This is a genomic window from Kitasatospora sp. NPDC008115 (assembly GCF_042957205.1).
Classification (GTDB): Bacteria; Actinomycetota; Actinomycetes; order Streptomycetales; family Streptomycetaceae; genus Kitasatospora.
Map to the genome: position 1 here is coordinate 527049 of NZ_JBIBHU010000001.1, position 26505 is coordinate 553553.

General features: G+C 75.4%; 19 protein-coding genes, 3 tRNA genes and 1 pseudogene. 9 read left to right on the forward strand and 14 right to left on the reverse strand.

Annotation, left to right across the window (positions count from 1 at the left end; all coding sequences use genetic code 11):
- Positions 1–100: 100 nt before the first annotated feature.
- The 5 genes and pseudogenes from ACFZBX_RS02325 (at position 101) to ACFZBX_RS02345 (ending at position 4803) form a co-directional block, all read left to right on the forward strand.
- Positions 101–1093, forward strand: coding sequence for an SDR family NAD(P)-dependent oxidoreductase (locus ACFZBX_RS02325; RefSeq protein ID WP_391530943.1), 993 nt, complete (start codon positions 101–103; stop codon positions 1091–1093).
- Positions 1094–1165: 72 nt separating this feature from the next.
- Positions 1166–1873, forward strand: a pseudogene (locus ACFZBX_RS02330) (NDP-sugar synthase); the annotation flags it as partial.
- 161 nt (positions 1874–2034) lie between these two features.
- A complete protein-coding gene (locus tag ACFZBX_RS02335) occupies positions 2035–2940 on the forward strand; it encodes an NAD-dependent epimerase/dehydratase family protein (protein WP_391530944.1) in 906 nt (301 codons plus the stop codon).
- The gene (locus ACFZBX_RS02340; protein WP_391530946.1) at positions 2937–3641 is read left to right on the forward strand and encodes a spherulation-specific family 4 protein; all 705 of its coding nucleotides are present in this window, start codon (positions 2937–2939) and stop codon (positions 3639–3641) included. The genes ACFZBX_RS02335 and ACFZBX_RS02340 overlap by 4 nt, the downstream gene beginning before the upstream one ends.
- A gap of 364 nt (positions 3642–4005) precedes the next feature.
- Positions 4006–4803 (forward strand): endo alpha-1,4 polygalactosaminidase, encoded by a 798-nt coding sequence (locus ACFZBX_RS02345; protein WP_391531050.1) that lies wholly within the window; start codon positions 4006–4008, stop codon positions 4801–4803.
- 57 nt (positions 4804–4860) lie between these two features.
- On the opposite strand, the gene ACFZBX_RS02350 is transcribed toward ACFZBX_RS02345, so the two are convergent.
- On the reverse strand, positions 4861–5058 hold the full coding sequence (locus ACFZBX_RS02350) for a hypothetical protein (RefSeq protein ID WP_391530947.1): 198 nt from the start codon (positions 5056–5058) through the stop codon (positions 4861–4863).
- A gap of 127 nt (positions 5059–5185) precedes the next feature.
- On the opposite strand from ACFZBX_RS02350, the gene ACFZBX_RS02355 reads away from it, so the two are divergent.
- Positions 5186–6151, forward strand: a complete 966-nt coding sequence (locus ACFZBX_RS02355) for an aldo/keto reductase (RefSeq protein WP_391530949.1) — start codon at positions 5186–5188, stop codon at positions 6149–6151.
- A 77-nt stretch (positions 6152–6228) separates the two neighbouring features.
- Here ACFZBX_RS02355 and ACFZBX_RS02360 read toward each other — a convergent pair whose 3' ends face one another.
- The 6 genes from ACFZBX_RS02360 to ACFZBX_RS02385 all read right to left on the reverse strand — a co-directional run bounded on the left by ACFZBX_RS02360 (position 6229) and on the right by ACFZBX_RS02385 (position 12221).
- Positions 6229–7221, reverse strand: a complete 993-nt coding sequence (locus tag ACFZBX_RS02360; RefSeq protein WP_391530951.1) for a C40 family peptidase — start codon at positions 7219–7221, stop codon at positions 6229–6231.
- Positions 7218–8510, reverse strand: a complete 1293-nt coding sequence (locus ACFZBX_RS02365; protein ID WP_391530952.1) for an SPFH domain-containing protein — start codon at positions 8508–8510, stop codon at positions 7218–7220. Before ACFZBX_RS02365 ends, ACFZBX_RS02360 begins: the two co-directional genes overlap by 4 nt.
- Positions 8511–8698: 188 nt before the next feature.
- On the reverse strand, positions 8699–11212 hold the full coding sequence (locus ACFZBX_RS02370) for an Ig-like domain-containing protein (protein ID WP_391530954.1): 2514 nt from the start codon (positions 11210–11212) through the stop codon (positions 8699–8701).
- 561 nt (positions 11213–11773) lie between these two features.
- Positions 11774–11849 (reverse strand) — tRNA-Arg (locus tag ACFZBX_RS02375).
- A gap of 31 nt (positions 11850–11880) precedes the next feature.
- A tRNA-Arg gene (locus ACFZBX_RS02380) sits at positions 11881–11956 on the reverse strand.
- A 171-nt stretch (positions 11957–12127) separates the two neighbouring features.
- Positions 12128–12221: transfer RNA gene (locus tag ACFZBX_RS02385), tRNA-Ser, on the reverse strand.
- A 179-nt stretch (positions 12222–12400) separates the two neighbouring features.
- On the opposite strand from ACFZBX_RS02385, the gene ACFZBX_RS02390 reads away from it, so the two are divergent.
- Entirely contained in the window at positions 12401–16093 is a 3693-nt protein-coding gene (locus ACFZBX_RS02390; protein ID WP_391530956.1) for a PAS domain-containing protein, read from the forward strand.
- A gap of 61 nt (positions 16094–16154) precedes the next feature.
- On the opposite strand, the gene ACFZBX_RS02395 is transcribed toward ACFZBX_RS02390, so the two are convergent.
- Positions 16155–17816 carry a long-chain fatty acid--CoA ligase gene (locus ACFZBX_RS02395; RefSeq protein WP_391530959.1) on the reverse strand — a complete coding sequence of 554 codons (1662 nt, stop codon included), beginning with the start codon at positions 17814–17816 and terminating at the stop codon, positions 16155–16157.
- Positions 17817–18048: 232 nt separating this feature from the next.
- Here ACFZBX_RS02395 and ACFZBX_RS02400 point away from each other — a divergent pair, with 232 nt between their 5' ends.
- Positions 18049–18246 carry a hypothetical protein gene (locus tag ACFZBX_RS02400; protein WP_380761376.1) on the forward strand — a complete coding sequence of 66 codons (198 nt, stop codon included), beginning with the start codon at positions 18049–18051 and terminating at the stop codon, positions 18244–18246.
- Positions 18247–18270: 24 nt separating this feature from the next.
- Here ACFZBX_RS02400 and ACFZBX_RS02405 read toward each other — a convergent pair whose 3' ends face one another.
- Positions 18271–19146, reverse strand: a complete 876-nt coding sequence (locus ACFZBX_RS02405; protein ID WP_391530961.1) for a DUF1906 domain-containing protein — start codon at positions 19144–19146, stop codon at positions 18271–18273.
- 152 nt (positions 19147–19298) lie between these two features.
- On the opposite strand from ACFZBX_RS02405, the gene ACFZBX_RS02410 reads away from it, so the two are divergent.
- On the forward strand, positions 19299–20354 hold the full coding sequence (locus ACFZBX_RS02410) for a DMT family transporter (protein ID WP_391530963.1): 1056 nt from the start codon (positions 19299–19301) through the stop codon (positions 20352–20354).
- 86 nt (positions 20355–20440) lie between these two features.
- Here the strand turns inward: ACFZBX_RS02410 and ACFZBX_RS02415 are convergent, their stop codons facing one another.
- From ACFZBX_RS02415 to ACFZBX_RS02435, 5 genes are all read right to left on the reverse strand, one after another.
- Positions 20441–21202 (reverse strand): pyridoxal 5'-phosphate synthase, encoded by a 762-nt coding sequence (locus ACFZBX_RS02415; protein WP_391530965.1) that lies wholly within the window; start codon positions 21200–21202, stop codon positions 20441–20443.
- Between the two features lie 379 nt (positions 21203–21581).
- On the reverse strand, positions 21582–21911 hold the full coding sequence (locus tag ACFZBX_RS02420; protein WP_391530967.1) for a hypothetical protein: 330 nt from the start codon (positions 21909–21911) through the stop codon (positions 21582–21584).
- 450 nt (positions 21912–22361) lie between these two features.
- Positions 22362–23726, reverse strand: coding sequence for an FAD-binding oxidoreductase (locus ACFZBX_RS02425; RefSeq protein ID WP_391530969.1), 1365 nt, complete (start codon positions 23724–23726; stop codon positions 22362–22364).
- Positions 23727–23818: 92 nt separating this feature from the next.
- On the reverse strand, positions 23819–24649 hold the full coding sequence (locus ACFZBX_RS02430) for a MerR family transcriptional regulator (protein WP_391530972.1): 831 nt from the start codon (positions 24647–24649) through the stop codon (positions 23819–23821).
- 96 nt (positions 24650–24745) lie between these two features.
- Positions 24746–25855, reverse strand: a complete 1110-nt coding sequence (locus ACFZBX_RS02435; protein WP_391530974.1) for a peptidoglycan-binding protein — start codon at positions 25853–25855, stop codon at positions 24746–24748.
- Between the last annotated feature and the right edge of the window lie 650 nt (positions 25856–26505).

Here is a 26505-nt window from a genome sequence, read left to right on the forward strand (position 1 = left end):
GAACCAGCACCACCCCGTACCGGCCCGCCCGGCACCACCGTCGCACCACCCGGCCGGGCTTGTACGGCACGTCCCCGGAAGACACAGGAAGCGATTCACCATGAGCAGCGTCGCCGTCACCGGAGCCGAGGGATTCATCGGCTCCCACCTCGTCGAGACCCTGGTCGCCGACGGCCACCAGGTCCGCGCGATGGTCCAGTACAACTCGTTCTCGTCGTTCGGCTGGCTGGAGACCCTCCCGAAGGAGGTGCTGGACTCCGTCGAGATCGTCCTCGGCGACGTCCGCGACCCCGGCTCCGTCAACGGCCTGGTCAAGGGCACCGAGGCGGTCTACCACCTGGCCGCCCTGATCGCGATCCCGTACTCCTACCGTGCCCCGCACTCGTACGTGGACACCAATGTCACCGGCACCCTGAACGTCCTGGAGGCCGTGCGCCACCTGGAGATCCCCCGCCTGGTGCACACCTCGACCAGCGAGACCTACGGCACCGCGCAGACCGTGCCGATCACCGAGGACCACCCGATCAACACCCAGTCCCCGTACGCCGCCTCCAAGGCCGGCGGGGACCGGCTGGCCGACAGCTACCACGCCAGCTTCGGGACCCCGGTGGTCACCCTGCGCCCGTTCAACACCTTCGGCCCGCGCCAGTCGATGCGCGCCGTCATCCCGACCGTGATCGCCCAGCTCGCCGCCGGCGAGACCGAGATCACCCTCGGCGACCTGCGCCCGACCCGCGACTTCATGTTCGTCAAGGACACCGCGCTGGCCTTCCGCACCGTCGGCACCGCCCCCGCCGAGACCGTGGTCGGCCGCACCTTCAACGCCGGTACCGGCGGCGAGATCTCGGTCGGCGACCTGGTCTCCCTGGTCGGCAAGCTGATGGGCGTCGACGTCGCCGTCAAGGAGGACGAGCAGCGCATCCGCCCGGCCAACTCCGAGGTCATGCGCCTGGTCGCGGACGCCACCCGGCTGCGCACCGCCACCGGCTGGGCCCCGGCGCACTCGCTGGAGGAGGGGCTGGAGCAGACCATCGCGTTCTTCCGCGACCCGGCCAACCTGGCCCGCTACAAGACCGACATCTACAACGTCTGACCCGACTCCGCCTTCCGTCGCTCCCGGCACCCGAAGGCCCCTTGTCGAACCGACTTCCGTGGGGGAACCACCATGCACGCAGTGATCCTGGCCGGCGGTAAGGGCGTACGCCTGCGCCCGTACACCACCGCGCTTCCCAAGCCGCTCGTCCCGATCGGCGACCAGCACGCGATCCTGGAGATCGTGATGCGCCAGCTCGCCGCCGCGGGCTTCCAGACCGTCACCCTGGCCATCGGCCACCTCGGCCACATCATCCGCGCCTACGTCGGCAACGGCTCCCAGTGGGGGCTGCGGGTCGGCTACGCGGTCGAGGACAGCCCGCTCGGCACCCTCGGCCCGCTGCTCACCATGCAGGACCGGCTGCCCGACCACTTCCTGGTGATGAACGGCGACATCCTCACCGACCTGGACTTCGCCGGGGTGCTGAAGCACCACGAGGCGGCCGGGGCCCCGCTCACCATCGCGACCTACGCCCGCCAGGTGAAGATCGACTTCGGCGTGCTGACCGCCGAGGCCGGCTCCATCACCGGCTTCCAGGAGAAGCCGAGCATCGACTACCGGGTCTCGATGGGCGTCTACGGCGTCTCCCGCGCCGCGCTCGCCAAGTACACCCCCGGCCTGCCGCTCGGCTTCGACGAGCTGGTGCTGGACCTGCTGGCCGCCCGGACGCCGCCGTCCGCCTACGAGTTCGACGGCTACTGGCTGGACATCGGCCGCCCGGACGACTACGACCGGGCCAACGCCGAGTTCGCGCTCAACCGCTCGCTGCTGCTCCCCGGCGAGCCGTCCGGTCCCGCCGCCGGCGAGGGCCTGTACGCCGTACCGAACGGCCAGGCGCTGCCGATCCCCGCCGCCAGAACCGCCCCCGAGGCCGCCGACGGGCAGCCCGCGGCCACGACGGCCTCGGTCCAGACCGGCCCCGAGAACGACGGACGGGCCGCGTGAGGATCCTGCTGCTCGGCGCCGACGGCTTCCTCGGCCGGCACGCCGCCACCGCCCTGCGGGCACTGCCCGGAGCCACCGTGCTGACCGCCGGGCGGCGGCCCGACCACGACCTGCGGCTCGACCTGGCCACCGCCCAGGCCGGCCCGCTCGGCGAGGAGTTGGCCGCGCTGACCCCGGACGCGGTGGTGAACCTCGCCGGCGCCGTCGCCGGCAGCGCCGTCACGCTCTCCGAGGTCAACGCGCGCGGACCGGCCGTGCTCTGCGAGGCGCTCGGCCAGGGCGCCCCGACGGCCCGGCTGGTGCACATCGGCTCGGCCGGCGAGTACGGCGTCTGCGCCCCCGGCGACTCGCTCGCCGAGGACGCCGACGCCCGCCCGGTCGGCGTCTACGGCGCCACCAAGCTGGCCGGCTCGCTCGCGGTGGCCGGCTCGCCGCTGGACGCCGTGGTGCTGCGGGTGTTCAACCCGGTCGGCCCGGGCGCCCCGGCCGGCTCGCTGCCCGGCCGGCTCGCCGCCGAGCTGCGCCGGGCCGCACCCGAGGGCGCCGGGGGAGTGGTGCGGGTCGGGGACCTCTCGGCCCACCGCGACTTCGTCGACGCCCGGGACGTCGCCCGCGCGGTCGCGCTCGCCGTCACCGCCCGGGGCCCGCTGCCCCGGGTGCTCAACCTGGCCTCCGGACGGGCCCGGCCGGTCCGGGCGATCGCCGACGGCCTGGCCGCGGCGGCCGCCTTCGCCGGCCGGATCGACGAGAGCGGCGCCGGTTCCGAGCGCTCCGCGGCCGTCTCCTGGCAGCAGGCCGACGTGTCGGCCGCCGCCCGGGCGCTCGGCTGGCACCCGGAGACCGGACTCGACGAGACGCTGCGCGACCTCTGGCTCTCCACCGAACCGCTGGTCACCGCATGACCGGGGGCAACCACCCCGACGGCCGCCTGCTGGTGCCGCTGTACGTCCACCCCGCGGTGGACCCGGCGGCCTGGCAGGCGGTCGCCGCCGCCGACCCCAGGCGCGTCGCCGCCGTCGTGCTCAACCTCGCCGACGGGCCGGGCGAGCCCGACGACGTCTTCGCCGAGGCCGCCGAGAAGCTCCGCAAGGCCGGCCTGCCGCTGCTCGGCTACGCCGACACCGACTACGGCCGGCGGCCGCACGCCGCCGTGGTGAACGACATCCTGACCTACCGTCAGCGCCACGGCATCTCCGGCGTCTACCTCGACCAGGTGTCGGCGGCGCCCGGCGCGCTGCCGCACTACCGGCGCCTGGCCACCGCGGCCCGGGCCGCCGGCTGCGCCACCGTGGTGTTCGGCCACGGCGACCACCCGGACCCCGGGTACGCCGAGGTCGGCCTGGCCGACCTGCTGGTCACCTTCGAGGGCGACTGGACGGCCTACCAGGAGCTGGCCCTGCCGCTGTGGACCGGCCGGCACGCCGCCGCCCGGTTCTGCCACCTGGTCTACGACGTGCCCGCCGAACTCGCCGGTGAGGCGGCCGCCTTGATCGCCGCCCGGCGGGCCGGGGTCGGCTGCGCGGTACCGGGCGCCGGGGAGAACCCCTGGCGCACCCTGCCGCATGAGCTGACCGCCCACCGCCCGCTCACCGAACCCATCTGACCCGATCCGGAGTCCGTGCCCCGTGACCCGCCGTACCCGGCCCGTGTGGGCCGCCCTCGCCCTCGCCACCGCCACCGCGCTGCTGGCGACGTCGTGCAGCAGCTCCGGCCCGGACGACGAGGACGACGCCTCGGCCGACGCCACCGCGGCCCCGCCCCCGGCGGCCACCGCCGCCCCCGTCCCGGGCGACCCGACCACGCCGGCCACCCCGGCGGTCCCGGTCACCCCGGACGCCCCGGCCACCCCGGCCACCCCGACCGTCCCGGTCACCCCGGACGCCTCCGCCCCACCCGGCGGCCCGGGCTCGCCGACCGCACCCGGCCGGCCGTCGACCCCGGCTCCCGGCACCCCCGGCACCCCCGCCGTGCCGGGAACCCCGGCCGGCCCGGGAACCCCGGGAACGCCCAACACCCCCGGCGCGCCCGGCACTCCGGGAACCCCCGGCAAGCCCGGCCCCGCCGGCGCCCGCTGGCAGCCCACCCCCGGCCTCGCCTGGCAGTGGCAACTCGGCGGCGGCGTCGACCAGTCCGTCGACGTCCCCGTCTACGACATCGACGGCTTCGAGTCCGACGCCTCCGTGGTCGCCGCCCTGCACGCCAAGGGCCGCAAGGTGATCTGCTACATCAACGCCGGCTCCTGGGAGGACTTCCGCCCCGACTCCGCCGCCTTCGCCAAGGCCCTCCAGGGCTCGGGCAACGGCTGGAAGGGCGAGAAGTGGTTCGACATCCGCAAGCTCGACCAGCTGCGGCCCCTGATGGCGGCCCGCTTCGACATGTGCCGGCAGAAGGGCTTCGACGCCGTCGAGCCCGACACCATCGAGGCCTACAACCAGAACAGCGGCTTCCCGCTGACCGCCGACGACCAGCTCCGCTACAACCGCATGCTCGCCGAACTCGCCCATGAGCGCGGCCTGGCGATCGGCCTGAAGAACGACCTGGAGCAGGTCCCGGCACTGCTGGACCACTTCGACTTCGCGGTGAACGAGGAGTGCGCGCAGTTCGACGAGTGCGCCCGCCTCTCCCCCTTCATCCAGGCGGGCAAGGCGGTGTTCCACGTCGAGTACGAGCTGGGCACCGAGAAGTTCTGTGCCCGCACCAAGGCGCTGGGCTTCAGCTCGATGCAGAAGAAGCTCGAACTGGACGCCTGGCGCAAGCCCTGCTGAGGAGGCGGGGCCCGGCACCCGAAGGCTGCCGGGCCGCCAGGCATTCCACCGCGGGGATTACTTGACGGCCAGCCAGATGACGGCGCCCAGCACCAGCAGGACGGCCACGGCGATGCCCGCGATCAGGCCGGTGCGGTTGCCGCTGTTGCCGCCGTAGGTGTTGACGGAGCCCGGCGCCTGGGGTGCCGGGGTCTCCTCGACGAAGGCCCGGAACATCTGGGTGCTGCCGGCGGGGTCGTACTCGTTGTCAGCCATGGCACGGACTCTAACGAATCCGCGGACCGCCCCGACACCCGGACTGCGCGCTACGGGCGTGCGACGGGTGTGTGAAGTCCGCCTCGTTCACGGAATGACCCCAGGGCCGATCGGGTTGACTCGGACCATGACCGATTCCCGCATCGACGCCCCCCGTTACGTGCAGCTCGGCGCCTCCGAGCTCGCGGTGTTCCCGCTCTCCCTCGGCGGCAACGTCTTCGGCTGGACCGCCGACGAGGCCGCGTCCTTCGCCGTCCTCGACGCCTACGCCGCGGCCGGCGGCAACTTCGTCGACACCGCCGACGCCTACTCCTGCTGGGTGCCGGGCAACACCGGCGGCGAGTCCGAGGCCATCATCGGGAAGTGGCTGCGCAGCCGCGGCAACCGGGACTCCGTCGTCGTCGCCACCAAGGTCGGCCTGCACCCCGAGGCCCGCGGGCTGGGCGCGGCCAACGTCAAGGCCTCCGCCGAGGGCTCGCTGCGCCGCCTGGGCGTCGACCACATCGACCTGTACTACACCCACCAGGACGACGACACCCCGGTGGAGGAGTTCGTCACCGCCCTGGACGCGCTGGTGCGCGAGGGCAAGGTGCGCGCCGTCGCCGCCTCCAACATCGGCGCCGACCGGCTCGCCGAGGCGCTCGCCTTCGCCGAGCGCGAGGGCCTGACCGCGTACACCGCCGTCCAGCCGCACTACAACCTGGTCTCCCGCGGCACCTTCGAGGGCCCGCTGGCCGACGTGGTCGCCGCGCACGGCCTCGCCACCGTGCCGTACTACGCGCTGGCCTCCGGCTTCCTCACCGGCAAGTACCGCCCGGGCGGCGCCGAGGTGGCGAGCGCCCGCGCCGAGGGCGCCGGCCGCTACCTGGACGACCCGCGCGGCCCCAAGGTGCTGGAGGCGCTCGACACGGTGGCCGCCGAGCAGGACGTCGAGCCCGCCACCGTCGCCCTGGCCTGGCTCGCCGCCCGGCCGACGGTCGCCGCCCCGATCGCCAGCGCCCGCACCGTCGACCAGCTCCCGCCGCTGCTGGCCGCCGCCGCGCTGGAGCTCACCCCGGCGCAGACCGCCCTGCTGGACGACGCCTCCGCCTGAGCACCGCCGCGCGCCAACGCGAGGGCGCGCCGTCCACGGCCGGTGGACGGCGCGCCCCTTCGCGCTCCCGGCAGGCCCTACGGCCGGCCGAAGTGGGTCGGGTGGAAGCCGCTGCTGATCGTGGAGACCCGGACCGTCTTGCCCGGCCGGGGCGCTTCGACGAACTTGTTGCCGCCCAGGTAGATCCCCACGTGGTGGATGCCCGAGGCCCGACCGCTGTCCGACCAGAACAGCAGGTCGCCGCGGCGCAGCTGGCCCTCGCTGATCGGCGTGGTCGCCGCGTACTGGTCGTCGGCCACCCGCGGCAGGCTGATGCCCGCCCGCTTGTAGGCCTGCTGCACCAGCCCCGAGCAGTCGAAGCCCGAGGGGCCGTTGCCGCCCCACACGTACGGCTTGCCCTGCTGGGCGAGCGCGTACTCGATCGCCGACTCCAGCCGGCCCGCGGACGGCGCCGGGTTGGGGGCGGGCGTGGTCGTGGCGGGCGTGGCGCCGGCCGACGAGGCCGACCCGCCGCCACCGGACTGGCCGGTGCGGCTCAGGTAGACGTCGTGGTGGCTGGTGTAGCGCCACTCACCGCTGCTGTTCTTGAACCAGTACTTGGAGCCGTCCCAGCCCTGCCGCATCCCGCCGGAGGCCGCGGTCGCCGAGCCGTTGGAACCGGCGCTCTGCGCGGAGGAGGAGCCGGAGCCGCCGCCCACCGCCTTGGTGTAGACGCTGTGGTGGCTGGTGTACCGCCACTCGCCCTGGGCGTTCTTGAACCAGTACTTCGAGCCGTCCCAGCCCTGCTTGCCCGGGGCGGCGTGCGCGGCCCCGGCTCCGGCGGTCAGTCCGACCACCCCGGCGCCGGCCAGCACGGTGGTGGCCAGGCAGGTATTTCGCACCGCCCGGTGTATTCGCCCCCCGCCGGACGGCTCCGCCGCGCGGGCGGTGCGCGGCCGGGCCACACAGTTCGGGCAGGCGCAGCCCGTGATCGCCGGGATGCTGCCGAGGCTCTCCTCGAAACCGATCAGCGCCGCGTCGTCCGCGTCCGCGAACGCCGGGGCGGCGTCCGTGCCGGTGGCTATCCTCATGCCGGTCGTCCTTCCTTCCGCCCGGCCCGGGCGGCCGGGGGCGGTACCGAGGCGGCCACTCCGGCCGGGGCGACGAAGGCGACCAGCAGCTGCTCCATCAGCGCGCTCCGGGCGGCCTCGTCCAGCTCGTGCGCGGTCGCGCGCTCCAGCCGGCGCACGGCGAGCGCCGCCGCCTCCACCGCGTCGTCCACCAGCACCGTGCGCAGGCCCGCGTCCAGGTCGGCCAGCCGGCGGCGGCGCATCGACTCGGCCACCTCCGGCGCGTAGTCCAGGGCCAGCGGCTGGGCCGAGTAGACCTCCAGGCCGGCCGGCGCGACCTCGGCGGCCAGCGCCCGGGTCAGCTCGTCGGCGAACCACTGGCCGTCGCGCAGCGCGGGCCCGGGAGCCGCGTTGCTGTCGCACGGCAGCGTGGAGGCGGTCCGGGTGAGCACCGCCTGGACCTGCTCGCGCAGGTAGCTCTCGTGGTCCTCGATCGCCAGCGTCGCGCGGGCGGTGTCCTTGACCCGCCAGACGATCAGCAGCCGGACGACGATCGGCGTCCCGGTGCGGTCGACGACCTTGACCGGCTCGCTGCGCCAGTGCCGCAGCCGGACGTCCACCCGGCGGCGGCGCAGCAGCGGGTTGACCCAGACCAGGCCGGTGCGGCGGACGGTGCCCCGGTAGCGGCCCCAGCGGGTGAGCACCCGGGTCTCGCCGCCCGCGTTGGCCAGCAGGCCGGCGAGCGAGAGGACGACGACCAGTCCGGCGGCGCCCACGGCGGCCACCGACCGGGCGGTCACCTCGGCCTGGCCGCTGGCCCGGGCGGCGTCCGTGCGCAGGTCGGGCAGCGCATCCCAGTACGGGATGACGCCGTCGCGTGCCAGCACCAGCAGGACGGCGGCCGTGCCGATCAGCAGGCCGGCCAGGGCGACCCAGCCGGGCAGCGAGGAGGCGCTCCGCTCACGGAGCGTCTGGTCGGCGCGCGGGGGGCGGCGCGAGGTGGCGGCGGCCGCCGCCCCGGCGTGGGCGGGCTCATGCTCTTCCACCACGGGGAGCGTCGAGGTCACCGGCGGCGCCGGATCCACCGTCTCCAGCGGATCGCGCAGGTCGACGGGGGTGCCGACGGACGGGCCCGGAACCACCGCGATCGGGGTGGTGGCGGGTCCGTTGTCAGCCGGCCTGGCAGGCCTGGGCGTCCTCGCGGCGTTGGCCGACGGGCTGGAACCCACGGCGGAACGTTCCGGCAGCGCCGGGGGGAACGACTTGGGCAGGTGGTCGGGTCGCTGCGAAGAATCGCGGGTGACGTCCATGCACGGATCCTCAGGTTCAGTGTGTCGCGCAACGGGCGGCCCGGATCTGACGGGCAGTGCCAGGGCCCAGGCTAAGTTCATACGTCATCAAATGCGACATTTGAACCAGTGCGTGTCGACATTTACTGACGAATCATCCGTAGCCGGACCTGACGCGCAGGCACATGAGCGGACAAAGGGGAGGCGGTTCAGCGCCGCCGGGGGCCGGATCCCCGGGTGATCACCCGGCGGGTGATCAGCCCGATGCCGGTGAGCACCAGCAGGACCCCGGCGAGCGCGCCGCGCCAGCCGTCCGACCGGTGCCGGTCGGAGGCCGTCGGTGACGGCGCCTCCTCCGCGTCGGCGGTGCCGGCGGCGGGGGCGGCGGTGGCTGCGGCCTGGGCCGCCTGCCGCGGCCCGCTCGGCGGCGGCGCGGCAGGCGCCCGGTCCGGGGTGGCGGCGGGGGTGGCCGCGGGGGTGACGGGCGGGGTGGAGGTCTGAGCGGGAGCGGGGGCGACGGTGGGCCGCGGGGACGACGCCGTGCTCGGGGTCGTGGTCGGCGTCGCGGTCGGGGTCGCGATCGGGGTCGTGGTCGGCGTCGGGGTCGCCGTCGGCGTGGCGGAGGGGCTCGGGGTCGGGGTCGCCGGACCGGACACCGTGGGCGTGGGCGACGGTGTCGCCGGTCGGATCACCACCCCGGTGAACGGTGGCACGACGACCGGCAGCAGCCCGGACGGGGCGGGACCGGGTACCCCGGCGGGAGCGGGAACGGACGGAACGGCGGGAACGGGTGCGGCCCCGCTCCCGGGCGGCACGGGAGCGCTGGGCGAGGGGGCTGCCGGAGTGGCGGCCGAGGGCCTCGGCACCGTCGGCGCGGCGCTCACCGGGGACGGAACGGCCACCGAGGGAACGGGCACGGTGGGCGTGGCGGTGGGCGTGGCGGTGGCACGCGTCGCCGTGGCCGTGGGGCTCGCCGTAGCCGTGGGCGTCGCCGCCCGGGTGGGCGTGGCCACCGGCGACGGCGTCGCGGCCGCCGGCCCGGAGGGCGTCGGCGCCGGAACCGCCGTCGGCGTCGCACCCGGCCCCACCGCCGACCCGGACGCCGCGACCCGGACCGCCACCGCGTCCGCCGCCGTCCTGTTCCCGGCCTGGTCGGCCGCCGTGACGACCAGCCACTGCTCCCCGTCCGTCAGGTCCCGGTTGGCCGTGCACGTCCAACTCCCGTCGACGGCCGCCGTCGCACCGCACGCGGTGATCCGCGCGGCCCCGCCGCCACCGCGCCCGGGGCCGGCGGTGACCAGCACCTGCGCCCCGGGCTCGGCCCTCCCCACCAGCCGGGGCCGGGCGGACCGGAGGGTCTCCCCGGCGGCCGGCGCGGTGAGCACCGGACGCTCCGGCGCCACGGTGTCGACCACCAGCTCGGCCGGCCGCCCCGCGGTCCGGTTCCCGGCGAGGTCGGCGGCGGCCGGGGTGAGCCGGTGCCGGCCGTCCGCCAGGTTCTCCACCGGCAGGCAGGACCAGCCGCCGTCGGCCCCGACGGCCGTGCTGCACAGGTCGGCCTCCGGGCCGCCGGGCGGCAGGTCGGTGACGATGACGGTGCCGCCCGGCTCGCCGGTGCCGGCCAGCCGGAGGCCGGGGTCGTTGGTGAACCCGGGCAGGCTGAGCACGGGGGTGCCCGGTGCCGCGGTCCGCACGGTGATCCGGACCGGCTCGCCGCGCAGCGCCGAACCGGTGACGGTGGCCGGCACCGGGGTGAGGGTGTGCGGGCCGTCGGCGAGCGGCGCGTCCGGGCGGCAGGACCAGTCGCCGCCCCGGGCGGACCGGGCGCGGCAGAGCACGGCGTCGCCCTCGCGGACCTCGACGCCCGCTCCGGTCCTCGCCCCGCCGCCGGAGATCCGGGGACGGTTCTCGGCGACCGTGCCGCCGTCCACCGGGTAGGAGATCTCCGGGCGGGCGGCTCCGACGGTGAGCCGGATCCGCTGGTCCAGGGCCTGTCCGGAGTCGGCGGAGCCGTCGGCCGGCACCACCTGGGCGGAGTCCCGGCCGATCCGCAGCCGGGCCCAGGTCTCGCCGGAGGAGGCATTGGCGGGGACGGTCCACTCCAGGGTGGTGCCGCCTCCGCCGGGGGCGACCTCGGTCTGCACCCGCTCGGCCGGGTCGAAGCGGCCGTTGCGGTCGAAGTCGACCCAGCCGGCCAGGGTGGCGGGCGCACCGCCGGCGGCGACGGGCACGGTGAGCCGGTAGCCCTGGCCGACCGCCGCCTCCTCGGGGAAGCCGAGGGTCCGGTCGGTGCCCCGATTGTCGGCGTCGCCGCCGAACCGGAGATCGGAACGCGGATGGGAGGCGCTGCCGTAGCTCTGCGGGGCGGCGCCGGAGCCGGAATTCCCGGTGGCCTTTCCGGCGGGTCCGGCGGGGCCCGGCCCGGGATTGCGGACCGCTCCGGGGAATGCCGCCCGGAACGTTCCGACGGCCTGCCGGGAAGTGCCCCCGGCGGCATTGTCCCCGGCGGTCCGGAAAGTCCGCTCGGGACCCCCGTCCGCACCCAGGGCGCCGAAGCGATCAATTCCGGGAGGGCCGGCGAATTCACCGGCGCCGCCGGCGACGGCTCCGCCGGGGGCCGCGACGAACCCCGGCCCGCCGGCGGACGGCGCGTTCCAGCCGGTCAGCAGCCCGGCCGCCAGAACGGCGGCGGCGCCCGCCGCAGCCGGGAACTGTCGGCTCATCCGGCTCTCCTTCGCATCGGCTGCCGGGCGGCCTGGATGGCCGGGCAGGCTGAACACAGGACTGGACACAAGATCAGACAAAACGGAATCACGATCCCGGGCCGGCCGTACCGCGACACTTGCACCATCGGCCGCATGACACCCGATTGGCGGCCCTCCGACCGGCAGGACGGGATGTACCCGAAAGAACTGCATTTCATCCATTAAGCGGGGTATCACGGGGTATCGCGCGGAGTCCCGGTGAAGCCGACCGCGCACCCACGTCCGGTATCCGACCATTCACCGGTGAACTCTGTTCGAATTGCCGGACCGCTCGGCAGCCTGCGCGACCCCGGGACCCGCCACGCCGGGTACGGGGCGCTCCCCGACCACTTCCCCGCCGTCGGCGGCCGGACCGGATCCGGCCCGACCCGGTGCCGGCGATCTTCAACCGGGCCCGGTCGCCGATCTCCTCGGAATGGTTCCTGGATCAACCGGACCGAGCAGGGCTGAGCCCCGGGCGAACCCCCGGCGAACCCCGGAAACGCGAAGACCCCCGGCCGATGGCCGGGGGTCTTCCTGTGGTGCGCTCAGCAGGATTCGAACCTGCAACCTCTTGATCCGTAGTCAAGTGCTCTATCCGTTGAGCTATGAGCGCAAGTTCCGGGCGGACCCGGTCTTGCGGGGTTTGGTGCGCTCAGCAGGATTCGAACCTGCAACCTCTTGATCCGTAGTCAAGTGCTCTATCCGTTGAGCTATGAGCGCTCGCCCCGTCGAACGTTTCCTCCGGGGCGGTGCGGGGACAACATTACATGACCTGCGGCGTGGGACGAAATCGATTGATCCGGGCACCCCGGGCACCCCGGGCACCCCGGCCCGCACCTCCCCGGACATGCGAAGAGCCCCGCCGACGAGATCGTCGGCGGGGCTCCCGGCTGGCGGAGGCTGAGGGATTTGAACCCTCGATCAGGAATAACCCCGAAACCGCATTAGCAGTGCGGCGCCATAGACCGGACTAGGCGAAGCCTCCTCCACACGGATCAAGCCCGCGTGCGCGGACTCGTTCCCTGTGCCTGTGATGATGCCACAACCCGGGGGCCCGGCACCAACCGCCGACCACGTTACTAGGCGGGTCGTCCCCGCCGCAAAGAAGAATGAGATACTGCCCTCTCCGGAGAGAGCTGCCCTGAGCCGAGGAGACCTGTCGACGTGAGCAGCAGGCCGATCCGAGGCGCTGCTCGCCTCGCCGCCATACTCGACGCCCTGCCCGACGCGCTGCTGCTGGTGAACAGCAACGGCACCGTCGTCGATGCCAACAACGCTGCCGTCCAGGCGCTACAGGCACCCGGCACCTCGCTGGTCGGCATGGGCGTGCTCGACCTGCTCCCGGAGTTCGACCCCAGCCGGATCCCCGGCTCGATGCGGCCCGCCGCCCGCGAGGACGAGGCGCTCGACCGCCCGGTGCGGATGACCGCCCGGCGCACCGACGGCACCACCTTCCCCGTCGAGGTCTCCGGCAACGACTTCGACGACGACGGGTCCGGCGCCGGAGCCGGCCCGGGCTCCGGCTACGCGCCCCCGACGCCCTACGACCCGTACCGCGAGGGCTCCCGCTCCTCCGACCTGCTCCTGCTGCTGGTCCGCGACCTGACCGGCCGGCTCGGCGTCGAGGCGGAGCTGCGCCGCCAGCACAAGCAGACCGAGATGATCCTGCGGGCCGCCGCCGAGGGCGTGCTCGGCGTGGACCTCGAAGGCCGCTGCGTGCTGGTCAACCCGGCCGCCGCGCACATCCTGGAGTACCGGGCCAGCGAGCTGGGCGGCCGTGAGCTGCACCCGCTGATCCAGCACTCCCGGGCCGACGGCACCCCGCTGGCGCTGGAGGAGTCCGCGCTGCTGGACACCCTGACCTCCGGGCGCAAGCACCGGGTGCGCGGCACCGTGCTGTGGCGCAAGGACGGCCGTCCGGTCACCGTCGACCTCACCACCGCCCCCGTCCGGGACGGCGACCAGCTGGTCGGCGCCGTGATGACCTTCACCGACCGCAGCCGCGAGCTGGCGCTGGTCGCCCGCAACGAGCACCTCACCGCCGTCCTGGAGAGCGAGCTGGGCGGCGCCCTGACGGCGCTGCACCGGCGGATCGACGCGCTCGCCGCCGACCCCGCCGGGCAGCTCTGGCCGGAGGCCAACTGGACCCTGCGCCGGCTGGCCGACGAGTGCCGCCGGTACGGCAAGCTGATCGAGGGCGTGCTGGCCCACCAGCGCTCCGAGGCCGGCGAGGGCGCCGGGTCCGGGGCCGACGGGAAGGGCGCGGACGGCAAGGGTGCCGACGACAAGCCCGGCCGGAAGGCCGCCAGGCCGGTCGCCCTGGACAAGGTGGTCCGCCGGGCCGTCGAGCACGCGGGCGAGCTGGTCGGCCCCGGCCGGGTGCGGTTCTCCGTGCACGCCGCCGCCGTCGAGGTGATCGCCGACGAGCAGCGGCTCGCCCAGGCGCTGGCCCACCTGGTCGCCGACGTCAGCGGCATCGGTCTGGCGCTGGACGACGCCGCCCCCGAACCGCCCTCCCCCGGGCTCGCCGCCCCCGGCACGCCGGCCGCCCTGCCGCCGGCCGGCGGCGACGTGCCGGCCGTGGTGCTCGCGGCCGCCCAGCGCGGTGAGGTCGCCCGGGTGGAGATCCGCGGCCCCGGACGCGGCGGCAGCCCCGTCCACCTGCCGATAGCCCGCGCGGTGGTGGAGCGCCACGGCGGGGTGCTCCAGCCGCACGAGCTGCCGGGACGCGCCGGCACCACGTACGTCGTCGAGCTTCCGCTGGACCCGGCCGCCGCCAAGGCCGCCGCCGAGCGCGCGTCCGCCGAGGGCCGGTCGGACCGGCCGAAGGAGAGCGACAGCGCCGTCCTGCCCGACCTGCCGGGCATCCCGCAACTGCCGAGCGCCGCCCCCGACGAGGAGCCGGCCGCCGCCGAGGACGCCGCTCCCGCCGGCGCTCCGGCGGATGACGCCGCGGAGAGCACGCCGAACGGTTCCGCCGCCGCCGACCCTGCGCCGACCGGCGGTGCGCCGGGCGAGGCGCCGGCCGCCGAGCAGCGGCGCGGACGCCGTGGCCGGCCGGCCGTCGAGCAGCCGCCCGCCACCCCTGAGCAGCCCGGCCCCGACGGGACCGCGCCCGCCCCCGCGGCCGGCGGCGCCCCGGAGGTGCCCGCCGACCAGTGGCCCAACGCCCCCGCCCGGATCGAGCGGGCCGTCCCCGAGCAGTGGAACGGCACCGGCAACGACCCCGCGTACGGGCGCCAGGGCCTGGGCGGCCCGAGCGGCCCGCAGAACGACCCCTGGGGCAAGGACGACGGCCGTTCCGGCACCGCCTACGCCGTCCCGGTCGACGGCGCGCGCCCGGACGGGCGCCCCGGCGAGCTCCGGCCGGGCCCGGCCGCCGGTGCCGACGAGCGCCGGGCCGCCGACGGCGAGGGCGGCGGACGCGGTCCGATCGCGCTCGGCCCCGGCGGCGGCGAGTCCGCGCCGGACGCCCCGGCCGGGCCCGAGGGCGCCGACGCCGAGCCCCGGCCGTCCCGGCGCCGCCGCGCGCTGCCCGGCGCCGAGGACTCCTCCGGCGGCTTCGCCCTGCCCGGCATCACCGACGCCCCCGCCTACCCGGGGCTGGAGCACGCCCTGCCGGCCGGACCGGCGCCCGCTCCGCCCGAGCCCGCCGCGCCCACGCCGACCGGCCGGCGGCGCCGGCTGGCCGTCCCACCCGGACCGGGCGGCGAGGCCGGCGGCCCGTCCGCGCCCGAGGGCGCCGCGGCGGGCGGCTCGGCGCTGCCCGCGCTGCCGTCGGCCGCCCCGGCGCTGCCCGGCCCCCCCGGCTCGCCCGGTTCGCCCGCCGGCGAGGGCGCTCCGCGTCCGGTCGGCAGCGGCCTGGGCGAGCTGGCCCCGCCGCGTCCGCTCGGCGCACCCGGGACCCCCGGCGCCGTCGTGCCCGTGACGCCGGTGGCGCCGGCGGCGCCCGCCGACGGCCGGCCCGCGCCGCGTCCGATGGCCGAGCTGCCCGCCGGGTCCGGCGCGCCCGCGCCCGCCCCGGCGGCCCCCGGTACCCCGCAGGTCAACGCGCCGATCGCGCTGCCGGGCGGCCGCGGCGAGGTCGGCGAGCACGCCTCGATCCCCGCCCCCGCCCCCGACGGCGGTCCGCGCCGGCTGCTGGTCTGGCCCGAGCCCGACCCGGCCACCCGGCAGGCGCTCCAGGACCGCGGCTACCGCCCGGTGATCGTCCGCTCCCGCGAGGAGGTGGACGCGCAGGTCGCCGGGTTCCCCGCCGCGCTCTTCGTCGACCCGCTGACCGGCCCGATCACCCGCACCGCGCTGCAGTCGCTGCGCACGGCGGCGCTGAACAGCCGTGTCCCGGTGCTGGTCACCGCCGGCCTCGGGCAGGCCACCCGGGACGCCGCGTACGGCGCCGATCCGGCCGTCCTGCTGCGCGCCCTCGCCCCGCGCGACGGCGAGAACCACGCCCCGCGCGTCCTGCTGGTCGAGGGGGACCCGGACATCGCCGCCGCGCTGATCGGCAGCCTGGAGCGGCGCGGCATGCACGTCGAGCACGCGGTGGACGAGAACGACGCGGTCGCCCGGGCCAGCAGTGTGCAGCCCAACCTGGTGGTGATGGACCTGCTGCAGATCCGCCGCCGCCGGGTCGGCCTGCTGGACTGGCTGCGGGCCAACGACCGGCTGCACCGCACCCCGCTCGTCGTCTACACCTCGGTGGACCTCGACCCGCGCGAGCTGCCCCGGCTGCGCACCGGCGAGACGGTGCTCTTCCTCGCCGAGCGCTCGACCAGCGACGACGTGCAGTCCCGGATCGTCGACCTGCTCGGGCGGATCGGCGCCATGGGCGAGGCGGGCGTCGCCGCGGCGGGCTGACAGGCGGACAGGCCGGGGGCCGGCCACCCCGGGAAGGGGTGGCCGGCCCTCGGCGTGCGCCCTACTCCTTGCCGAGGCGCGTGACGTCCAGCCGCTGCGCCGCGTAGTCGGCGCGGATCACCTTCTTGTCGAACTTGCCGACCGAGGTCTTCGGCACCGCCTCGACGATCGCCCAGCGCTCCGGCAGCTGCCAGGAGGCGATCCGCCCGGCCAGGAACGCCCGCAGCTCCGGCAGTCCGGCGGTGGCGCCCGGCCGCAGCACGACGGTGGCCAGCGGGCGCTCGCCCCACTTCTCGTCCGGGACGGCCACCACGGCGGCCTCGGCGACCTCCGGGTGCGCCATCAGGTGGTTCTCCAGGTCCACCGAGGAGATCCACTCGCCGCCGGACTTGATCACGTCCTTGGCCCGGTCGGTGAGGGTCAGGTAGCCGTCCGCGGTGATCGTGCCGACGTCGCCGGTGCGCAGCCAGCCGTCCTCGGAGAACTTGTCCTCCGGGCGCTGCGGGTCCTGGCCCGCGCCCCCGTAGTACGCCCCCGCGATCCACGGGCCGCGCACCTCCAGCTCGCCCGCCGACACCCCGTCGTGCGGCATCCGCTCGCCGCCCGGGCCGATCAGCCGGGCCTCGACGGAGGCCGGGAAGACGCCCTGGGTGACCCGGTAGGGCCACTCCTCCTCCGGGGTCAGGCCGCCCGGCGGCTGGGCGAAGGAGCCGAGCGGCGAGGTCTCGGTCATGCCCCAGGCGTGGATGACGCGGATGCCGTGGCGCTCCTGGTAGCCCTGCATCAGCGACGGCGGGCAGGCCGAGCCGCCGATCACCACCATCCGCAGGCTGGAGGTGTCGTAGTCGCCGGCGTCCAGCTCGTCCAGCAGGCCGCTCCAGATCGTCGGCACGGCCGCGCTGACGGTGGGCCGCACGGCGGCGATCATCGCGGCCATCGGCTTGGGCTGGAGGAAGCGGTCCGGCATCAGCAGGCTCGCGCCGGACATGAAGGCGGCGTGCGGGATGCCCCAGGCGTTGACGTGGAACATCGGCACGACCGGCAGCGCGGTGTCGCGCGGGGTGAAGGCGAAGTTGTCGCCGGTGTTGACCTGGAGGCAGTGCAGGTAGACCGAGCGGTGGCTGTAGAGCACGCCCTTGGGGTCGCCGGTGGTGCCGGAGGTGTAACAGAGCACGGCGGCCTGGCGCTCGTCGATGTCGGAGCGCCACGGATAGGAGGTCGGCCGGTCCGCGATCAGTTCCTCGTAGTCGTGCACGCCGCCCGCGAAGCCGGCCAGCACCGACCGGTCGCCGGGGCCGCTGACCACGATGTGCCTGAGGGTCGGGGCGAGCTCGGGGAGGACCGCCGCCAGCAGCGGGAGGACGGTGCCGTTGACGATGATCACGCGGTCGGCGGCGTGGTTGACGATGAACGACAGCTGGTTCGCCGGGAGCCGCAGGTTGAGGGTGTGCAGCACCGCGCCCATCGCCGGTACCGCGAGGTAGGCCTCCAGGTGCTCGGCGTTGTTCCACATCAGGGTGGCGACCCGGTCGTCCGCGCTCACGCCGAGTTCGTCGCGCAGGGCCCAGGCGAGCCGCGCCGCGCGGGCGCCGACCTCGGCGTACGTCCGGACCACCGGGCCGGTCCCGTCCCAGGTGGTGACCGTCGCCCCGCCGTGGATCGTGGACCCGTGCTCAAGGATCCGGGCGACGGTGAGCGGTACGTCCTGCATCGTGCTGAACACGGGTCCTCCTCGACCTGGGCGGCACTGCGGCGGCTCCTGCCCCGGCCCGGCCGGACGCCGGCTACTGGGCGGTAATACGGGCAGTAGGGCCCGATTCTGCCGCGCCCGCTCCCCGATGTCAGCATCCCGACGACGTTGCCCCGATCACGACCCGGCCACGGTCCGGCCACGGTCCCCCCGGTCGGGCGGGGGCCGCCCGGCTGCGGGCGCCGCCGGCCGGGATACTGGGGCCATGGGCGACGGACGCGGCGAACGGCGGGTGGGGCGGGGTCTGGCCGGGTTCCGGGTGCCCTGCCCGTGTTGTTCCGGCGGGGTGCGGACCCAGGCGCGCAAGGGCCTGCGGGCCGGGCGCACCGGTACCGGGTACGTCCCGGAGACCTGCCGCTACTGCCAGGGCCGGGGCTGGCTGGGGCTCGCGCCGCGGGAGTGAGGGGCCGCCGCGCCGGCGGGGCCGTCAGCGGGCGAGCGGGGCGTCGACCTGGTTGCGGTCGACGGTGAGCGTCGCCCCGCCGTAGGTCTCCTCGACGTTGCCGCGGTACTGGTGGACGCGCTGGTGCCGGGACCAGAGTTCCGCGGTGAGCGGTCCGCCACCGGTGGTGTCGGCACGGTCGTCCCAGCGGGCGTACCAGAGGACGTCGGGCAGCGGTGAACTGCCGGCCCGGGCGGCCGCGGCGAGGTCGGCGATGCCGGAGTCCAGGCTGGAGTAGAAGCCCGAGCGGTAGCCGGCCGCGTGCAGCGCCTGGGTCCAGCCGACGGTGAAGTCGACGACGGCCTGGCCGCAGGCGCGGTCGCGCAGCGGGTAGGCCTCGATGTCCAGGAAGACCGGGCTGCCGTGGCCGAGGCCGACCGCCCGCAGTCCGGCGACCGCCTCGTCCGCCTCCTGGCGCCCCTGCCGGGTGGCCCGCGCGGGGTCGATCCGCTTGGGCTTGCGGCTCAGTTCGCTGCACGGCGCCTGGAGGCCGACGTGCACCGGCAGGAACCGCCACCCCATCGCCCGGGCCTCGCGCACCCAGTCGGCGGTGAGCCTGGGCTGGGCGCAGCCGCGCTGGCCGCCGCTGGTGTAGATGCCGAGCGCCCCGTACGGCGAGGCGTCGCGCCAGGCCCGCAGGGTCTCCAGCGGGGGCGCGGTGCAGGCGTCGAAGGCCGCGCCGGTGTAGATGTCGCGGGCGCGGGCGGCGGGCGGCCCGAGCCGGTCGGGCAGCACGGCGGCCCGGATGCGGGGGACGGCGGCGGCCACCGGAGCGGCGTCGGCGCCCACCCCCAGGCCGGCGGCGGCCAGCAGGAGGACGAGGGAGGCGGCGGCGAGGGCCGCGCGGCGGAGATGGCGCACGCCGCCTTGATACTGACGGACCGTCGGGCGGGTGCGGCCGACACGCCGGGCACGCCGTCGACGCTCACCCTTTCGGACGCACCCGTCCGCATCCGTCCCGATTCTTGTAACGAGCTTGCTGCCCAGTGGCTCCTTACGGCAAACTCGCCACCATGCCCAGCTCCCATCCCAGCGAAACCTCCGCCCCGACGTCGGCCGCCGCCGTCGCCGAGGCGCTTGCCATGCCGCCCGCCCCCAAGGGCGAGCCCGCCGGCGAGCGGGGCAGCTGGCGACGAGGCCGGGCGCCCGGCGAGGGGCTGCCACCGGACGCGAGAGCCGGCCGACGGCTCACCGGCCTTCTGCGGCGCCCGGGAAGCATTCCGGCGCCGCTTCTCTGTGTCACGGCCATGTTCCTGGTGCAGACCGGGATCGCGTTCTCCAAGCCGCTCTTCGGGCCGCTCGGGGTGAGCGGCACCACCTTCCTGCGGCTGGGCTTCGCGGCCGTCGTCCTGCTGGCCGTCACCCGGCCGAAGCTGCGCGGGCGCCGGCCGCGCGACCTGGCCGCCGCCGCCCTGCTCGGCATGGCCTCGGCCGGCATGACGCTGCTGTTCGCCGGGGCGATCGACCGGCTGCCGATGGGCACCGCCGCCACCATCGAGTTCCTCGGCCCGCTCGCGGTGGCCCTGGTCTTCGCCCGCCGCGCCAGCCACCTGCTGTGGGCGCTGCTCGCGGCCGGCGGCGTGGCGCTGCTCACGCTGCTCGGCGAGGGCGGGGAGGGCGGCGGGCTGGACCCGGTCGGCCTGCTGTACGCCTTCGGGGCGGCCGCCTGCTACGCCGCGTACATCCTGTTCACGGACAAGGTCGGGGCGGCGTTCCAGGGCTTCCAGGGGCTGGCCGTGTCGATGACGGTCGGCGCGCTGACGGTGGCGCCGTTCGGCCTCGGCCAGGCCTGGCACGGGCTGACCGAGCCCGGCGCCTCGCCGCTGATGCTGCTGCTGGCGGTGGCCGGGGTGTCGCTGCTGCTGCCGGTGATCCCGTACGCGCTGGAGATGACGGCGCTGCGGCGGATGCCGCAGCGGGTGTTCAGCGTGCTGGTCAGCCTGGAACCGGCGGTCAGCGCGCTGGTCGGCCTGGTGGTGCTGGGTCAGCTGCTGGGCGCCGTGCAGCTGGCGGGCATCGGCTGCGTGGTGGCGGCGAGCGTCGGGGCGACGCTGACCGGCAGACGCTGACCGGGAGACGCTGACCGGGAGACGCCGAGGCACCGCCCGACGGTGCGCAGGGGGCGCGCATCGGATTGATGCGCGCCCCCGCCGCATCAGGGCCAGAGGAGGGTGCGCGACCACTCCGGGGTGCGGACCGGGCCGGTCCGGGTGTAGCGCAGCCGGACGTGGTGGCGCTCCGCGTCGCCCTGCCAGAACTCCACCTCGTGCGCCCAGAGCGTGTAGACGGCGTGCCCGGCCGCGACCGCGTCCGGGGTGGCCTCCAGCCGGCGGCGGGCGACCGCCACCGCCTCCTCGTACTCGGCCGGCGAGGCCAGCGGCTCGCTCTGCCGCCCGACCAGCGCGCCGATCCGGGCGGCCGGGGAGCGGGTGGCGAACTCGGCCCCCGCCACCTGGTCGGCGGCCCGCTCGACGGTGCCGCGCACCCGCACCTGGCGGCCGAGCTGCGGCCAGTAGACGGTGAGCGCGGCGGCCGGGTGGTCGGCGAGCTGGCGGCCCTTGGGGCTGTCGGCGGCGGCCGAGAAGACCCAGCCGGTCCCGGCGGCGTCCACGTCGCGCAGCACCAGGACGCGGGCGTCCGGCATGCCGTCGGCGTCGACCGTGGAGAGGGTGAACACCTGCGGGTCCGGCACGCCGGCGTGCAGGGCGGTGGCGAGCCAGTCCACGAAGAGCGGGCCGGGCTCGGCCGGGGCCGCCTCGGTGTCGAAGGTCGGCAGCGGGCGGGCCATCGGCGGGCGGCCGAGCATCAGCTCGGGCACCGACCGGGGCGCGGCCGGAGCCGGCTCCCCGCCGGGCCCGGGGCCCGCCGCGGGCCCGGTCTCGCCGGGGCCGGTCAGGCCCTCCTCCTCCGCTGCCATCGCGCCCTTCCTTCCGGTTGCCGCGGCCGCAGCCCGCGGCGGGCCGGTCGCCGCAGGGCGGGCCGGGCGCGGGGTGCGCTGTCGGAGCGCAACCGTACCGCCGCGCGGTGACGGCGCCGGGCGCGGGCCCTGGACTGGACCTGTCGCGGGCCCGGACGCGCCCGTGGGCGGCACCGATGTGCGGTGCCGCCCACGGGACCGGTGCGCGGTGACCCTTTCCGCTGCCCGGTTGCGCTTCGCGTCCTGTGCGGTCCTTCCGATCCGCTCCGCCCGTCCTGCCCGTCCTGCCTGTCCTGCCTGTCCTGCCTGTTGCAGCCGTCCTGTCCGTCCCGGTCGTCCGCCGACGGCGCCCCCGCCGTCCACGGCACCCGGGCGGTGCTCAGGAGAAGACCGGGGCGAGGGTGATGTCGTAGTTCTGGTTGGACTGGCCGGCCAGCACGCCGCCCGCGTTGTCCTTCACCCCGAGGGTGTTGGCCTGGTTCGAGGCCCCGGCCCCGGTGGCCGTCTGCTGGGCGGAGATGTGGTTGCCGTCGACCGAGCCGAAGACGTTGCCCGTGCCGACGTTCGACACCACGCCGCTGGTGGACCCGTCGTTGGCGAACGCGCCGTCGTCGGCGGCGGCGGAGCCGGCACCGGCGATCAGCAGACCGGCCGCGAGCGGGGCCGCCAGCAGTGCACCGGCCGCCCTGCGTGTTCGGGTGCGAGCCATGAAGCCTCCAAAAAGCGGTAATCATGCAAGATGTGCGGGAGTTCGCCGGCCAGACGAACCCCTGCGGGCTGCGACGCCGGGAGACAGACTTCCGCAACAAATCGACAAAGCGCCACCTCACGGCGCCCTTTTCGCCCTTTAGCGTGATATCCGGCCACCCGGCGCATAACTGCCGCCTGCACCGAAAACACGCCCTTCACACCACCTCCCACCTGCGGCGTAGTCGAACCGGCGGGTCACGATCAGTGCGCCCGAAACGGCGCGGGGAGAGCGTGCGGACAACCCGGCGCACCACGAGGGCGCGCGACGGCGGCGAACACGCCCCCTTATCGGTGCGGTCGCATTACCGTGTCGACAATTCAGGCCGCTTTCCGTCGGCCTGTACGAAGGCCCGGGCGCGGGGCGCGGGGGGGTGCGCGGGGGGGGTGCGGGGGGTGCGGAGATCCGGGCTCAGACCGCCTTGCCGGGATTGAGAATGCCCAGCGGGTCGAAGACCGCCTTCAGCTGCCGCTGGAGGTCCATCGCCACCGGCCCGAGCTCCTTCGCCAGCCACTCGCGCTTGAGCAGCCCCACCCCGTGCTCGCCGGTGATCGTGCCGCCCAGCTCCAGCCCCAGCGCCATGATCTCGTCGAAGGAGCGCTGCGCCCGGGCCGACTGCCCGGCGTCCGCCGCGTCGAAGATGACGATCGGGTGGGTGTTGCCGTCGCCCGCGTGGCTCACCACCCCGATGGTCAGCCCGTTCCGCTCGGCGATCGCCGCGACGCCGTCCAGCATCTCGGCCAGCCGCGAGCGCGGCACCGCCACGTCGTCGATCATCGTGGTGCCCAGCCGGTCCAGCGCGGGCAGCGCCTGACGGCGGGCCTCCAGCAGCAGCTCGGACTCGGCCTGGTCCTCGGCGGGCACCACCTCGGTCGCCCCGGCCGCCCGGCACAGTTCGCCGACCGCGGCCAGCTCGGCCGCCCGTTCCGGGCCGTCGAAGGCGACCAGCAGCAGCGCCCGGGTGGACTCCGGCAGCCCCATCCGCCCCAGGTCGTTGACCGCGCGCACGCTCACCGCGTCCATCAGCTCCATCAGCGACGGGGTGAAGCCGCGCGCCATCACCTCGCAGACCGCCGCGCCCGCCGCGGCCGCGCTCGGGAACTCCGCCGCCAGCGCCAGCTGCGGCGCGGGCGCCGGACGCAGCGCCAGCACCGCGCGGACCACCACGCCCAGGGTGCCCTCGGAGCCCACCAGCAGCCGGGTCAGGTCGTAGCCGGCGACCCCCTTGGCCGTCCGGCGGCCGGTGGACAGCAGCCGACCGTCGGCCAGCACCACGTCCAGGCCGAGCACGTACTCGCCGGTCACCCCGTACTTGACGCAGCAGAGGCCGCCCGCGCCGGTGCCGATGTTGCCGCCGATCGTGCAGGACTCCCAGCTCGACGGGTCGGGCGGGTAGGCGAGCCCCGAGGCGGCGGCGGCCCGGGAGAGCTCGGCGTTGACCACCCCCGGCTCGACCACCGCGATCCGGTTCACCGGGTCGATCTCCAGGATCCGGTTCATCTTCACCATCGACAGCACGATGCAGCCGTCGACGGCGTTGGCCGCGCCGGACAGCCCGGTCCTGGCGCCCTGCGGGACCACCGGCACGCGCAGCGCGGTGGCGGTCCGCATGACGTGCCGCACCTGCTCGACCGTCTCCGGGAAGACCACCACCGCGGGCGTGCCGGCCGGGCAGAAGTCCGCCATGTCGTGCCGGTAGGCGGCGGTCACGTCCGGGTCCACCGCCAGGGCGCCGGGCGGGAGGCCCTCCGCCAGCCGGTCCGTCAGATCACTCATCGCCGCCTCCGCTCACGCCGCCCGCCCTCGCACTCTGCCCGCCGCCCGCCCACCCGGCAAGTACGCCGCTCCGGCGCGGCCGGCCCCTGCGACTACGCGCGGACCACCGGCTCCTGGAGTTCCGTCACCCAGTCCGCCTCGTCCTCCGGGCACTCCAGGTAGAGCTCGCGGGCGTACCCCGTCGAGCGGTAGCCGTTCTCCTCGATGAAGCGCGCCAGTGCCTGGCCGGCGCCCAGGGAGGCGTCCATCGAGCCGCGGTGGACCACGCTCGCCGCCTCCTCGACGGCCGGCAGGTCGACCACCGCGAAGCCGTGCTCCCCGGCCGGGTCGACCGTGGCGGGGATCGGCACGGCCGCCCGGATCAGCACCGAGCCGTCGCCGTCCCCGGTGTCCTCGTAGCGGGCGACGGACGGCCCGGCGTGGTTGATGCCGGCCGCCGCCAGCCGGCCGCAGAGCTCCTCGAACAGCGGACCGATCACCGGCCCGATGTCCTGCGGCTCGTAGCCCGCCGCGACCCCGGTCAGCTCGGCCACCCGCACCGCCGGCACCCGCTTCACCACGACATCGTGTGTGGACATGGTCCCCTCGCTCTCGATCGTCCGGAGCCTCGCCTCCACCCGGGCCAGCCGCTCGGCGTCCGCGGCCATGGCCGCGGCGAGCTCTGCCCGCCGCAGCCGCAGCATCCCGCGCAGTTCGGCGGTGTCCACCTCCTCATCCAGGACGGCCCGCACCTGGTGCAGCGTGAAGCCGAGGTCCTTGAGGGCGATGAGCCGGTTGAGCCGGGCCAGTTGGGCCGCCTCGTAGCAGCGGTAGCCGCTGACCGGGTCGACCCGGGCCGGCCGGAGCAGCCCGATGGCGTCGTAGTGGCGCAGCATCCGGACCGACACCCGGCCGTGCTTGGCGAAGTCTCCGATGTTCAACATGGTTCCTCCAGTGCAGACCCTCACACGGTGTCACGGTCAAGCACCGGCTTCGCCACCCCCGTCCGTCACCCCCGTCCGTCACGTCGGTCCGTCACGTCAGTCCGTCACGTCGAACCCCCTCCGCTGCCCCAGCACCTGGAGGCTGCGCTGGCCGGGGATGCCGTTGGCGTCCTCGCCGGAGTAGCCGAGGCTGCGCTGGAACGCGGCGTACGCCTGCACGGAGCGGGTGCCGAGCGAGCCGTCCACCCAGCGCTCCTCCAGGAACCCCTCGTCCGCCAGGGCCTGTTCGACGATCCGCACCTCGCCGCCGTGGGTCTGGTGGCCCTGCTCGGCCCCCGGGTCGGTGCGCGCCGCCGCGACCACGTGGGCGAGCGAGACCCGCCGCGGCGAGGGCAGCCGGCCCAGCAGCCGGCGCAGCGAGTCCTCGCCCGGCACGCCGTCGGCGTCCGGCCCCGAGTACCCCAGGGCGTGCTGGAAGTCCTGGTAGTTGAGGGTGTCGGCGTCCCGCCAGTCCTCGTCGGGCCCGGACCGGTAGTGCCGGCCGAAGCCCTGCCGGACCAGCGCCTCGCCCACCTCCCTGACCTGCGGCCCGTGCGCGCCGTAGCCGTACTCCAGCCCGTTGACGGTCACCCGGTAGCGGGCGGGCCCGGACCCGCCCTGCGGCGGGGGCAGCGGCGCCCCGCCGGCCACCGCGACGATGCCGGGCATCACGACCTCGCGGAACTGCCGGACGCGGGCGTCCCCCGGGCAGGCCGTCCCGCCGTTCGACCACTCGGGGAACATCCGGTGCACCCCGAAGCCGGGCCCGTCCCACGCCGGGCAGATCCGCAGCGGAATGCCGTGCCGCCGGTGCAGCCACACCCCGAGCGCGACGAGCGCGTTGACCTGCGCGTCCGTCCACGGGTCGGTGCTCCGGTCGTCACTGGCCGTCTCCACGCTCACCGCACCGGTCCCGTCCGCCCTGCGGTTGGCGCGCATATTGGCGTCGGCCCGGGTCTCGGTGCCGATGAACTGCCCCACGGAGCCGTCGTACCCGACCCCGAAGTGGGACTCCAGATTGGTGGAGTCCCTCCAGTACTCGTACATCCGCCGCGGCGTCCACGGCGCCGCCACACTGTGGAAGATCACCTGCGTCGGCATGATCGCCGCCTGCTCGTCCGACTCGGGCTGGAGCTCCATCTTCTCCGCACCGGGGTACCAGGCCATCCGTCTCTCCTCGCCAGGCACAGGGCAGTTCGCCCCTTACGCCCGGATAGACGGACTCCACACCCCCACACGCGGACACACCCGCCCCAAACCCCCCGTTCAGGTGAATACGGACCCTGCCCCACCCCACCCCGAACAGCACGAAGGCGGGTGCCGACCTCAGTCGGCACCCGCCTTGAGCAGGTGGTTCTTCTCCTACCGGCGGAGAGCGTGGGATTCGAACCCACGGTACGGGGTCACCGCACGACAGTTTTCAAGAGCATCGAACTACCAAGTGCAACGATGGCTGCACCTGCGCCAAAGCGCCTCAGCCACAGTCTCCGAGCTGTCCGTTCCACCAATGTTCCACCGTGCACCTGAGAGCAGCTACGGCACCCCCAACCCACCATGACTCGCAAGACGGCCGCTCCGGCCCCATAGCCAGCTGTCACTGCCCAGTGGTGTGATAGCAGACAGGTCAACGGGCGCAGGGGGAGCGCAGCCATGAGTGGAACGAGATCTCGAGGATCCAACCTCGATCGAGCAACTCCGCTTCGCGTCGATCGCCGTCAGCCCACTGCGACACCCCGGTACCATGCTGGACACGAAAGTCAGTGTCGGCGGGGCATGCAGCGCGCGGTGTACACCATCCGCTCCACCCCAGCCAAGGC

What these genes read in the sequence shown, in the direction of transcription:
- ACFZBX_RS02325 (WP_391530943.1), top strand. Translation starts at nt 101, where the DNA reads ATGAGCAGCGTCGCCGTCACCGGAGCCGAGGGATTCATCGGCTCCCAC.
- ACFZBX_RS02340 (WP_391530946.1), top strand. Translation starts at nt 2,937, where the DNA reads ATGACCGGGGGCAACCACCCCGACGGCCGCCTGCTGGTGCCGCTGTAC.
- ACFZBX_RS02350 (WP_391530947.1), bottom strand. Translation starts at nt 5,058, where the DNA reads ATGGCTGACAACGAGTACGACCCCGCCGGCAGCACCCAGATGTTCCGG.
- ACFZBX_RS02355 (WP_391530949.1), top strand. Translation starts at nt 5,186, where the DNA reads ATGACCGATTCCCGCATCGACGCCCCCCGTTACGTGCAGCTCGGCGCC.
- ACFZBX_RS02360 (WP_391530951.1), bottom strand. Translation starts at nt 7,221, where the DNA reads ATGAGGATAGCCACCGGCACGGACGCCGCCCCGGCGTTCGCGGACGCG.
- ACFZBX_RS02365 (WP_391530952.1), bottom strand. Translation starts at nt 8,510, where the DNA reads ATGGACGTCACCCGCGATTCTTCGCAGCGACCCGACCACCTGCCCAAG.
- ACFZBX_RS02370 (WP_391530954.1), bottom strand. Translation starts at nt 11,212, where the DNA reads ATGAGCCGACAGTTCCCGGCTGCGGCGGGCGCCGCCGCCGTTCTGGCG.
- ACFZBX_RS02400 (WP_380761376.1), top strand. Translation starts at nt 18,049, where the DNA reads ATGGGCGACGGACGCGGCGAACGGCGGGTGGGGCGGGGTCTGGCCGGG.
- ACFZBX_RS02410 (WP_391530963.1), top strand. Translation starts at nt 19,299, where the DNA reads ATGCCCAGCTCCCATCCCAGCGAAACCTCCGCCCCGACGTCGGCCGCC.
- ACFZBX_RS02415 (WP_391530965.1), bottom strand. Translation starts at nt 21,202, where the DNA reads ATGGCAGCGGAGGAGGAGGGCCTGACCGGCCCCGGCGAGACCGGGCCC.
- ACFZBX_RS02420 (WP_391530967.1), bottom strand. Translation starts at nt 21,911, where the DNA reads ATGGCTCGCACCCGAACACGCAGGGCGGCCGGTGCACTGCTGGCGGCC.
- ACFZBX_RS02425 (WP_391530969.1), bottom strand. Translation starts at nt 23,726, where the DNA reads ATGAGTGATCTGACGGACCGGCTGGCGGAGGGCCTCCCGCCCGGCGCC.
- ACFZBX_RS02430 (WP_391530972.1), bottom strand. Translation starts at nt 24,649, where the DNA reads ATGTTGAACATCGGAGACTTCGCCAAGCACGGCCGGGTGTCGGTCCGG.
- ACFZBX_RS02435 (WP_391530974.1), bottom strand. Translation starts at nt 25,855, where the DNA reads ATGGCCTGGTACCCCGGTGCGGAGAAGATGGAGCTCCAGCCCGAGTCG.